Here is a 10,665-nt window from a genome sequence, read left to right as displayed (position 1 = left end):
TCAATCGTGATAAATCGTGTCATCGCTTCCCCTCGCTACTGTGGCTCCGCTATCTTCGTACAAATCCACGTCGGATAAACCTGCGAAAGTCCGACAGGCTGCTAGTGACGAACCGTTGTCTTTAACCGATCAACTGGTGCAGCTTCTTTTGTCGCTGCCCGTCTACCCTGACACAGGAGGCCAAGTTAAGGCTGAGTGAGCACTCTTGTCCAGCGCAGGGAGGCTTATGCGCCGTATTGAGTTCGATAGCTGTAGATCGCATCGTGAGTCGCCGCCATCTCCGGTTGATTCTTAACGAAGGTCAGCAAGTCAGCGAGCGCAGCGATGGCGACGACCTTCAGCCCATATTGCGCTTCCACCTCCTGCATCGCCGAAATACCACCCTGGCCCAGTTCCTGACGATCCAGCGCAATGGCGACGCCCACCGCATGAGCGCCCGCGGCTTCGATAATCCCCACCGACTCGCGGATCGCGGTGCCGGCGGTGATCACATCGTCGATGATAAGTACGCGCCCTGCCAGTGGCGCGCCCATCAGCGCACCACCCTCGCCGTGATCCTTGATCTCCTTGCGGTTGAAGGCGCATGGCAGATTGCGCCCTTGTTCCGCAAACGCAATCGCCGCAGCCGTCGCCAGCGGGATGCCCTTGTAAGCGGGTCCAAACAACATGTCGAACGCCAGCCTAGAAGCCGCGATCGATTGCGCATAGCATCGCCCCAGGCTGGCCAGAGCGCCGCCGTCACTGAATTGGCCGGCATTGAAAAAGTACGGGCTGATGCGTCCGGACTTGAGCGTGAACTCGCCAAAACGCAGCGCGCCCTGCGCGATGGCTAGTTCCAGGAATTCGTCCTTAATGGTCATAAGCCGCGAACCTGTCGTTTATCGCCGTCATTCTGAGCCGACAGCAAGCACCGGGCAATCGCGCGGTTCCCAGCGACCCGGCGCGCCACTAAAATGCCAAGGGTCGTTTGCATCGCTCGCCCATCACCTATGCGCATAATCACCCTCAACGTCAACGGTATCCGCTCGGCCGCCCGCAAGGGTCTGTTCGACTGGCTTGCCGTACAAAATGCCGACATTGTCTGCCTGCAGGAAACCAAGGCTCAGGAACACCAGCTTGCCGATGTGTGCTTCCGCCCCGACGGCCTGCACTGCCGTTACGTGGATGCGTTCAAGAAAGGCTACAGCGGTGTGGCCATACATGCGCGCCGACAACCGGACAAGATCATCGCGGGCCTTGGCTTCGATGAATTCGACCCGGAGGCGCGTTATCTGGAGATGCGCTTCGGAAAACTTAGTGTGATCTCGCTGTATCTGCCGTCCGGCACCAGCGGCGAGATCCGGCAGGCAGCCAAGTTCCGCTTCTTGGATCAGTTTCTGCCTTACTTGAAGAAACTGCGGCGCAGTCGTCGCGAGTACATCATCTGCGGCGACTGGAACATCGCGCACAAAACTATTGACCTCAAAAACTGGCGCAGCAACCAGAAAAACTCGGGCTTTCTACCCGAGGAGCGCGCCTGGCTGGATGTGGTGTTCGAACAAGTCGGCTGGGTGGACGCTTATCGCCATCTGCACCCGCACACGGAAGCCGAGTCCTACACCTGGTGGTCCAACCGCGGCCAGGCATGGGCCAAAAACGTGGGATGGCGACTCGATTATCACGTGGTCACGCCAGGCCTCAGAGACAAGGTTCAGCGCGCTTCGGTTTACAAGGAACAACGTTTTTCCGACCACGCGCCGCTGACAGTCGATTACGACTTGACGCTGTAGATACTGCGCCCCAATTCGTACTCGCGGTCAGCCATACCCCGACACATGCGGAAGGTGGCGCGCCTGCCTGCTGAGCTAGACTTGAGGAGCGCTGAAAGTGACTTATAATCTCGGCGACGACAGCAATTTGATAACGTCAAGCTCCGACACGATCAGCTCTCGGCTGAGTTTCAGGCAAGGCCACCTTGCCAGGATTTTAGCCTTATACAATAGGATCAATTCAGGCTTCCGCGTCTTGCGCTGGAACGTTTCTGGCTTGAGGCTGATCCGCATTAGGCGTTCGCATCAGGTACAGCACCATCAACACCGCCGGCACGCCGATGAGCGCGGAGTATATGAAAAATAAAGAATAGCCCTGGGCTTCGACGACAAGGCCCGAGAAGCCGCCGATGAATTTGCCGGGCAAGGTCATGAGCGAGCTGAACAAGGCGTATTGGGTGGCCGTGTACGCGGTGTTGGTCAGGCTCGACAGATAAGCGATGAATACTGAGCCGGCCAGACCGCCGACCAGGTTATCGGCGCTGATGGTTACCGCCAGCAAGCCGAGATCCGGGCCCATCACCGCCATTAGCGAGAACAGCAGATTGGTGGCTGCCGCCAACACTGCGCCCAGCAGCAACGGTCGCATGATGCCGTAACGCACCACCAGCAGACCGCCCGCGGCGGCGCCAATGATGGTCATGAAAAAGCCGAACACCTTGGTGACGCTGGCGATCTCGGCTTTGTTGAAGCCTATGTCCAGATAAAATGGATTCGCCATCACACCCATGGTGATATCGCTTATCCGAAACATGCCGATGAAGAGCAGCGTCAGCAGCGCCATCTTCACCCCGTTGCGCGCGAAGAAATCGAGAAAGGGGCACACCATCGCGCCGATGAACCATGCCATCGCCGCGCGCAGTCGTGGCGGCAGATGCGCCGAGCGTTCCATGAAGGCGACCACGCGCGCCTCCCGCTGATAAGCATCGCGCGCTACCGTGTGCTCCGGCTCCGCGATCGCCAGCACCGTCAGCATGCCGACCGACACTAGCGCGGCCATGCTTACATACGCGGTGGGCCAGGAGCCGTATTGCGCGATGTACAGCGCGCCGGCGCCGGCGATCAGCAGTGCCACGCGGTAGCCGAGAATATACATTGCCGCCATGGCCGCCTGGTGCTCCGTGATCACCGCCTCGATGCGATACGCATCGATTGCAACGTCCTGGGTGGCCGAGCCGAACGCCACCAGCAGCGCGAACGCGGCCACGTAAGGCAGTTGCTGGGCGGGATCGATCATCGCCATACCCAGCAGGCCCAGCGCGATACCAAGCTGCGCCACCAGCATCCAGCTACGTCGTTTGCCGAGCTTTTGGGTCAGCCACGGGATGCGCACCCGATCGACCACTGGCGCCCACAGCACCTTGATTGAATAGGTAATCCCGACCCAGCTGAAAAAACCGATCGCGCCGTGACTGACATTCGCATCAGACAGCCACGCGGATAAAGTGGAAAACACCAGCAGAAACGGCAGCCCCGCCGAAAAGCCCAGGAACAGCATTGCTACGACGCGCGGATGGCGGTAAACGCGCAACGCCTCCAGCCATCTCATGGCGGGCAACGCCGAACGCGCTTCATGCGGAACGATCGGGGATCATGGCGCGTACGATAGCGGCATCATCATGCAATGAGAAGGCGCGCGCGTCTCGGACTTGCAGCAAATGCAGGCCGCTTGCGCTAGAGTACCGCTGTCGGCATTCATGGAATAATCATAATGGCAACGCAAATGACATCAGAACAATCGATCGACGACATCATCGCGCAGGGCATGCGCGATCAGATCAAATGGCTGCGCGACCACATGGCGCGCGGCCTGCCCAGAGTAGGCTGGAAGATCGGCATCACGGACGCCGTCGCGCAGGCCAAGTGGGGTCTTACGGGACCGGCGGTTGGCGCGCTGGCGGGTAACTGCGCGTTCGAATCCGGCGCCGATGTGCCGGTGCGCGCGGGTGCGATTATCCGCGGCGAAGCCGAAATATCAATACGCATGCGCGAAGACGTGCCCGAAGGTTGCACTCTGCGCCAGGCGCGCGCTGCCATCGTAACCCTGGGCCCAGCCATTGAGCTGATTGACATCAGCAAACCGGGCGGCGATCTCGCGACAATCTTGAGCCACAGCATCTTTCACGCAGGCGTGGTGTTCGGCGATGAATTTCCGCCGGACACGTTACAAAAAGTGGAGGACTACTGGCCGCGCGCGTTTCGCAACGGCAAGGCCGTACGCCAGCCCGAGCCCGCGTTGATCCCCGAGGATCTGGGCGCATTGGTCATGCTGGTCGCGAACCTGCTGCCGCGTTACGGCGAGGGCTTAAAGGCCGGTGATCGCATCATCTCGGGCTCGTTCGTAAAGCCCATGATCGGCGAACCCGGCGATTCGATGAGGATCGACTTTGGCGCGCTGGGCAAGGTCGAGTTGCGGGTGGTGACGAAGGCGTCGTAACGCTGATAACCGCGGCGCCTGTGCGAGCTTTGCTGGCAGAACTGTCGCGTCCAAACGTGCTTCTCAACTTTCTCTGAGGATCGCTGTCGGCGCATCAGACGTGGCGCCATGACCTTGCCCTCAACCGTGAATATGCTCTGATTCCTGTCTGCGTGCAGAACTAATTTAGGTCGGGGCGATGGCACTTCTGACGCACCACGATCAACGATGATTCAGACGATCGCAAATATCGATGTCGATGATCTCCAGAAGGGTATCGAGTTCTATACCCGCGGATTAAACCTTCGAATCGGACGCCGGTTGGGTGGCACGATCGTCGAACTGCTCGGCGCCTCAATACCGATCTTTCTGCTGGAGAACGCCGCGGGCAGTTCCGCGACGGCGTTTCCAACCGTGTCGCGGAACTACCAGCGTCACTGGACACCGGTGCACCTCGACTTTGTCGTCGATGAGATCGGGCATGCGGTTGCTAACGCGCGGGCCGCGGGCGCTAAGCTCGAAGGCGAGGTCGAAACGCACGTCTGGGGCGGCATCGCCCGCATGAGTGACCCGTTCGGGCACGGCTTCTGCCTGCTGGAATTCAGGGGCGAAGGCTACGACGAGATCGCGCGCAACGATAGTTGAAGCTGCATCATGATGCGTGCCTCAAGATGTCCGCCGTGGTTCCGCCCACGAAAGGCTGCCCGGCGGCGAACTCTTGACTGTGTATTCAAGGTAAAGAATCTTCCTTTGAGTTTGCAGACCTCCTTTCCCGAAGTAATCGCCCGATTTCAGATCGCCTCTCCGTCAGACCACAGCCATCTTTTCTCGTCTCCAGGATTCCCGTAGGCGTTCGACGAGAATCATCATACGGGCAGATGAGCCTTTTCCCGCGCTGATTACGACTGCCGGTTCCCGTACAAAAGAGATTGCTGATTTTTTGCGCGCGGAATGAATGCGCACGTAGCCTCAGGCCACGAACTTCCGCCACTGACGCGACGAACGGTGTCCAGCGACCGACGAACTGCCACTTTCGTTCCTGAGCAGGCGCGTATAACCGAACGACTCGGTAGCGACGGATCGTGTCTGCCCTTGCTCTCGCTGTAGTTACATTGGCATCAGTGCCCACTGAATAGAGGAAAACGGCATAGATAAAAATAGCCCACCTTGTGCCCATAATCTCAAAAGATCGCGACGTGAAGAGTTGCGAGAGAGACTTCAAAACGTTCGTGTCGGCGAATAATGGTTGCCGGTATATCCGTCAATGTGACGCGGACGAACGGAGGCGAAGCTATGCTCGATCTCACCGATCTAGTGGCGTTCCGGCTGGATGAGCAGCGGTATGCGCTACCGCTCATGGCTGTCGAGCGCGTTATTCGGGCGGTGGACGTCACCCCGTTACCGGACGCGCCGCCAGTAGTGTGCGGCCTAATGCCCATGCACGGAGATGTTCTCCCTGTGCTGAATATTCGCGGACGCTTTGGCTTGCCGGATCGAAAGATAGACCCCGTGGACCAGGTTTTGATCGCGCAAACCACTCAGCGCACGATGGTTCTCGTGGTCGATGAAACCCTGGGCGTAATTCGGGTACCGCGATCAGCGCTTATAGACTCGGCTCAGATTGTGCCGGGCCTCGACTATGTCCAGGGTGTGGTCAAACTCGACGATGGCCTGGTCCTGATCCATAACCTGGAAAAGTTTCTCTCCATGGACGAGGCGCGCTCTCTGGATGAGGCTATGGATCGGGACGCATGATGCCAAACCAGGTGCGGGAGGCGCAGTGGTCGCGACTCAGCGATGTTATCGCCGAGGGGATGGGACTGCATTTTCCGCGTGCGCGCTGGGACGATAAGCAGCGCGGTCTGATGGGTGCGACACAGGAGTTCGGCTTTGACGACGTTGCGGCGTGCGTCGGCTGGCTTTTATCGGCGCCGCCGACCAAAGCGCAACTGCAGGTACTGGCCAGCCATCTCACGATAGGCGAAACCTACTTCTTCCGAGACAAGCAGGCGTTCGAGGTGCTCGCCGCGAACATCCTGCCCGCGCTTATCCGTGCCCGCAGGGGCGGCGACCAGCGGCTGCGCATCTGGATTGCGGCATGTAGCAGCGGCGAAGAGCCGTATACCCTGGCAATCCTGTTGCATCAGATGTTGCCCGATTTGCGCGACTGGCGCGTCACGATCAACGCGACAGATATTAACGCGCGCCTTCTGCGCAAAGCCGTTGCGGGCACCTATGGCGAATGGTCATTCCGCGATGCGCCGGCATGGCTCAAGCAAAACTATTTCGACCGCTCCGCGGATGGCCGCTACACCATCATTACCGAAATCAGGAAGCTGGTGAACTTCGCACACCTGAACTTGGTGGAGGACGTTTATCCCACGCTGGCGACTGACCTCAGCGCAATGCATGTGATCGTCTGTCGCAATGTTCTGATGTACTTCACGCCGCCCCAGATGCACAAGGTGATCGGCAATCTCCGTCGCGCGCTGGTCGAAGGTGGCTGGCTGGTGGTCAGCCCCAGCGAAGCGTCGGAGGCGCTGTTTCCCCAGTTTCTCGCCGTGAATTTTCCGGGCGCGATCCTGTTTCAAAAAAGCGACGCGTTGCCCGCGACTGAACCACAGGATGCATCCGTGCCGGCGTTTACCCTGCCGGCGATCGAAGCATTGTTACCCTGGACTCCGGCCGCCATCACCGCGGATTTGAAGCCCGCTGCGCCACGGGAAGAGTCCGCGGTGACGAACGTCGCGCGTGGCCCTGTCGGCGCCGCGAAATCGCTTTATCAAGCAGGCCTGTATGGGGAGGTGGTCGACACGCTGCCCGCCGAGTCTGCTGAAGGTCCGTTTGAGCCGGCGGTTACAGCCCTGCTTGCGCGCGCGCTGGCTAACCAGGGCAGGCTGGTCGACGCGCTGGCATGGTGTGACCGCTGGATTACCGCGGACAAACTGAACCCTGCCGCCCACTATCTGCGTGCGGTCGTTCTGCTGGAGCACGCCGAGCCTAAGCAAGCGCGCGCATCGCTGCGGCGGGTGATCTATCTCGACCAGGGCTTCGTGCTGGCCCACTTCGCGCTCGGCAATCTCGCTCGCAACCGCGGCAATACCGGCGCGGGGAACAAGCATTTCGCCAACGCACTGTATTTCCTGCGCCGTTACAAGCCGGACGATCTCCTGCTGGAGCCGGACGGCCTCACGGCCGGCCAACTCGCTCAGACCCTCGCTTCAATAACGGAACGTGAAAAGTCGCCATGATCGATGAGAGCCGCGCCGCTTCCACGCCAGATAACAGAGAAATCCTCCGCGCCCGCGCAAGAGTTCTGGCCCGCCCGCCCCAAAGCATCCCGGCGGCGGAGACTTCGCTCGAGGTAGTGGAGTTTCGCCTGGCACAGGAATGCTATGCGCTGGAGACCCGTTTTGTGAACGTGGTATATCCGCTGAAGGATCTGACGCCGCTGCCTTGTACCCAGCCGTTTGTACTTGGAATTGTGAACGTGCGAGGCCGCATTACCCCGGTGATCGACATCAAGAAGTTCTTCGATCTGTCAGATATGGGGTTGACCGACCTGCACCGCATCATCCTCGTCCGCGGCAACGGTCTCGAACTGGGTTTGCTGGCGGATGTCATCGTGGGCGTTCGGATCATCCCCGTGGACAGCTTGCAGGCTTCGCTGCCGACCCACACAGGGATTTGCGACAACTACCTGAAAGGCATGACCGCGGAACGTCTCGTGGTGCTCGACATGGACCGGATCCTGGCGGACCCGCAGATACTGGTACACGAGGAAGTGGAAAACTGAAAGCGGATACCTACCGGAGACACTCGCCATGAAATGGACTGTTGGAACCAAGATCGCTGCCGGCTTCGGCCTCACCTTGATGATTTTCCTGATTGTCGGTGGGTTCTCCTATCACACCACAATCCAGCTGATCGAGGTATCAGATGCGCGCAAGCATACCTCCGACGTGCTGACACAGCTCACCGGAATGCTCTCGCTGTTGACGGATGTAGAGAACGGCGACCGAGGGTATGTCATCACCGGCGAGGAGAGTTACCTGCAGCCGTATCACGCCGCCCTGGCCAGACTTGACCCCCTTCGGAACATGACGGCAGGTAACCCGCACCAGCAGCAACGCCTCCACGTGCTCGAGCCGTTGGTGAAAAACAGGGTCGCCGTTGCCAGCGCAAACGTCGACGCCCGCCGGACCAAGGGCGTGCAGGCCGCCAGCGCGATTATCAAGAGCGGCAAGGGCAAGGCATTCATGGACAAGATCCGCAAGGTTTTGGGCACGATGCAAAGCGAAGAGGAGGCCATACTTCAGACGCGTGTGGACCGGGCGGAGACCGAGGCCCAAAATGCGAAAGCAATCATCGTGCTGGGCACCCTCGCCGCGCTGGTGCTCGCGGCTATAACCGGGTTGATCATCACGCGCAATATCGCGGGGCCGCTGCGGCAACTCACAGCGGTTGCCGAGCGGATTACGGTCGGCGATCTCAGCGGGAGTTTGCCGGCCACCACCCGCGGCGACGAAGTGGGTGCGTTGGCCCGCGCCCTCGAACGCATGACCCAGTCTCTGCGCGCCATGGCCGCCGCGGCGGCGCAGATCGCTTCCGGCGACCTGCGCTCGGCGCTTAAACCTCAATCCCCGGACGACATTGTCGGCAATGCCTTTGCGCGGATGTCCGACGACCTTCGCGCGCAGATCGGCGCGCTGGCCGAAGGCGCCAATGTCCTGGGCGCATCCGCGAGCGAAATCGTCGCCTCCACTAACCAGCTCGCCGCTAGCGCCAGCGAGTCCGCCGCGGCGGTGAGCGAGGCCACCACTACGGTGGAAGAAGTCCGGCAGACCGCGCAGGTGGCAAACCAGAAGGCCAGGCTGGTCTCCGACAGCACGCACAAGGCTGCACAGATCGCCCAGACTGGACGCAAGGCGGCCGATGACGTCGTGGCGGGCATGAATCGTATCCGCGAGCAGATGGAAGAGATTGCCGCGAGCATGGTACGGCTCTCTGAACAGAGCCATGCCATCGGCCAGATCATCGCGACCGTGGAAGACCTCGCCGCGCAATCGAATCTGCTGGCGGTTAACGCTTCTATCGAGGCAGCCAAGGCGGGCGAACACGGCAAGGGCTTCGGCGTGGTGGCGCAGGAAGTAAAGAGTCTGGCCGAGCAATCCCGGCAGGCAACCAGTCATGTGCGCGCCATCCTGGGAGACATTCAGAAGGCTACCAGCGCGGCCGTGATGGCAACCGAGGAAGGTAGTAAGGCGGTAGCAGCCGGAACGGGGCAGACCGAAAAGGCGGGCGATTCGATTCAGGCGCTGGCCGGCAGCGTGAGCGAGGCGGCGCAGGCGGCGACGCAGATCGCCGTCTCCAGCCAACAGCAGTTGGTGGGCGTGGACCAGGTGGGCGGCGCCATGGAGAGCATCAAGCAAGCGAGCACCCAGAACGTCACGGGCGCGAAACAATTGGAGAGCGCGGCGCGTAACCTCAATGAGCTTGGTCAGCAACTCAGGCTAATGGTGGCCCGATACCAGGTCTAGCCGGCGTAAGCCCACGTGCGCAAGTCCGGCACGACTGCCGCTGCCATTATGCCGAAGGATAAAGCTCGCGCCGCGGTGAAGGTCTCCGTGCTTCCCGCACAATTCAAGACATCATGAGCACCGGGGACGAAGAATTTTTGCGACAACTGCGGGCGACTTTCAAAGTCGAAGCCGACGAGCACTTGCGGGCGATCTCCGCAGGCTTGCTGGAACTGGAAAAAACACCAGCGCCCGACGCGCACCGCAAGATCGTGGAGACGGTGTTCCGTGCGGCGCACAGTTTGAAAGGCGCCGCGCGCGCGGTGGACTTAACCGAAATCGAATCGCTTTGCCAGTCGGTGGAAGACGTGTTCGGCGCCTGGAAACGGGGGGAAAGCGTCCCATCTACCGACGCACTGGACACGCTGTACCGCACGCTCGATGCCGTCACCTCGACGCTTGCCGCGCCCGCCGGTGCAGGCGGGACGGGCGCACCACCCGATGTGTCGTCACAGCGCCAGTCCTTGCGTCGCCTGGGAAATACTGCAGCGGCACCGATTCATACCGGGCCGGGACCATCGGCGATACCCACGGCCGTGCCCGCTTTTGTCACCCCGCCGGTGGGGGCCAAAAAGGTGCCGGAAGAAACCGTGCGCGTCGCGGTAGTGAAGCTGGAGGCGCGGTTGCTGGAGGCAGAGGAATTGCTCATCACCAAGTTGACCGCCGCTCAGCGCGCGGCCGAGTTGAATGAGCTCGCCAGCCGCTTCGAAGCATGGCGCAAAGCCTGGGCGGCAGTCGAGCCGGAGGCGCGCCGACTCCGCCGGTCGCGAGATCGTCGAGCCGCCCAAGGGGAAAGCCACGCTCCTCCGGAGCTGACGCGGCTGCTGGAATTTTTCGACTGGAGCGTGGATTACTTCAAGGC

General features: G+C 60.6%; 10 protein-coding genes. 8 read left to right on the top strand and 2 right to left on the bottom strand.

Annotation, left to right across the window (positions count from 1 at the left end):
* Positions 1–224: 224 nt before the first annotated feature.
* The gene (gene pyrE, locus H0V34_08685) at positions 225–860 is read right to left on the bottom strand and encodes an orotate phosphoribosyltransferase (protein MBA2491761.1); all 636 of its coding nucleotides are present in this window, start codon (positions 858–860) and stop codon (positions 225–227) included.
* A gap of 129 nt (positions 861–989) precedes the next feature.
* Between pyrE and xth the strand changes: the two genes are divergently transcribed.
* The gene (gene xth, locus H0V34_08680) at positions 990–1,769 is read left to right on the top strand and encodes an exodeoxyribonuclease III (protein MBA2491760.1); all 780 of its coding nucleotides are present in this window, start codon (positions 990–992) and stop codon (positions 1,767–1,769) included.
* Between the two features lie 220 nt (positions 1,770–1,989).
* Here xth and H0V34_08675 read toward each other — a convergent pair whose 3' ends face one another.
* Positions 1,990–3,357, bottom strand: a complete 1,368-nt coding sequence (locus H0V34_08675) for an AmpG family muropeptide MFS transporter (protein ID MBA2491759.1) — start codon at positions 3,355–3,357, stop codon at positions 1,990–1,992.
* Positions 3,358–3,531: 174 nt separating this feature from the next.
* Between H0V34_08675 and H0V34_08670 the strand changes: the two genes are divergently transcribed.
* From H0V34_08670 to H0V34_08640, 7 genes are all read left to right on the top strand, one after another.
* Positions 3,532–4,245 carry a hypothetical protein gene (locus tag H0V34_08670; GenBank protein ID MBA2491758.1) on the top strand — a complete coding sequence of 238 codons (714 nt, stop codon included), beginning with the start codon at positions 3,532–3,534 and terminating at the stop codon, positions 4,243–4,245.
* A 210-nt stretch (positions 4,246–4,455) separates the two neighbouring features.
* Entirely contained in the window at positions 4,456–4,869 is a 414-nt protein-coding gene (locus tag H0V34_08665) for a VOC family protein (protein ID MBA2491757.1), read from the top strand.
* 648 nt (positions 4,870–5,517) lie between these two features.
* Positions 5,518–5,979 carry a purine-binding chemotaxis protein CheW gene (locus tag H0V34_08660; GenBank protein MBA2491756.1) on the top strand — a complete coding sequence of 154 codons (462 nt, stop codon included), beginning with the start codon at positions 5,518–5,520 and terminating at the stop codon, positions 5,977–5,979.
* Positions 5,979–7,475 carry a chemotaxis protein CheR gene (locus tag H0V34_08655; GenBank protein ID MBA2491755.1) on the top strand — a complete coding sequence of 499 codons (1,497 nt, stop codon included), beginning with the start codon at positions 5,979–5,981 and terminating at the stop codon, positions 7,473–7,475. The genes H0V34_08660 and H0V34_08655 overlap by 1 nt, the downstream gene beginning before the upstream one ends.
* Entirely contained in the window at positions 7,472–8,020 is a 549-nt protein-coding gene (locus H0V34_08650; protein MBA2491754.1) for a chemotaxis protein CheW, read from the top strand. The genes H0V34_08655 and H0V34_08650 overlap by 4 nt, the downstream gene beginning before the upstream one ends.
* A gap of 28 nt (positions 8,021–8,048) precedes the next feature.
* Positions 8,049–9,764, top strand: coding sequence for a methyl-accepting chemotaxis protein (locus H0V34_08645; protein MBA2491753.1), 1,716 nt, complete (start codon positions 8,049–8,051; stop codon positions 9,762–9,764).
* A gap of 113 nt (positions 9,765–9,877) precedes the next feature.
* On the top strand, positions 9,878–10,665 hold a 788-nt coding region (locus H0V34_08640), incomplete at its 3' end, for an Hpt domain-containing protein (GenBank protein ID MBA2491752.1).

The sequence above is a fragment of the Gammaproteobacteria bacterium genome (assembly GCA_013696315.1).
Lineage (GTDB): Bacteria > Pseudomonadota > Gammaproteobacteria > JACCYU01 > JACCYU01 > JACCYU01.
This window is presented reverse-complemented; position numbering and strand designations above follow the sequence as displayed.